Here is a 376-nt window from a genome sequence, read left to right on the forward strand (position 1 = left end):
CAGGGCCCTCGCATCTTCCTCGGGGCGAAAGCGCATGGCGGCGAATTCGAAGAATTCGCGCCCCAGCAGGTAGCCGTTGACAATGAAGAAGGCTGCGATGTTGATGCCCGGCACCAGCAGAAGCATGAGCGCCACGATGTTGCCCAGGATGACGACGCCGAAAAACTTTATCGCCAGCACCATCGAGCGCAATGCCGGCATGGCGCGTCCGGCCGGGTGGCCTGGGTAATCGGTGCGCGCGACCACTTCGGCGACATCGTCGAGGAACAGGCCGGCGATGACGGCCGTGACCGGCGCAACAAGCAGCGCCATGCCGAAGGCCAGCGCGATGGCCGCGACAATGCCGCCCAGCCAGCCGGCCCAGGACGGTATGCCG

At 65.7% G+C, this 376-nt stretch carries 1 protein-coding gene; it reads right to left on the bottom strand.

Going from position 1 to position 376, the window contains the following annotated elements; translation table 11 throughout:
* On the bottom strand, window positions 1-376 hold a 376-nt coding region (locus EN786_RS36360; protein ID WP_189524383.1), incomplete at both ends, for an EI24 domain-containing protein.

Source organism: Mesorhizobium sp. M4B.F.Ca.ET.143.01.1.1, from assembly GCF_004792275.1.
Lineage (GTDB): Bacteria > Pseudomonadota > Alphaproteobacteria > Rhizobiales > Rhizobiaceae > Mesorhizobium > Mesorhizobium abyssinicae.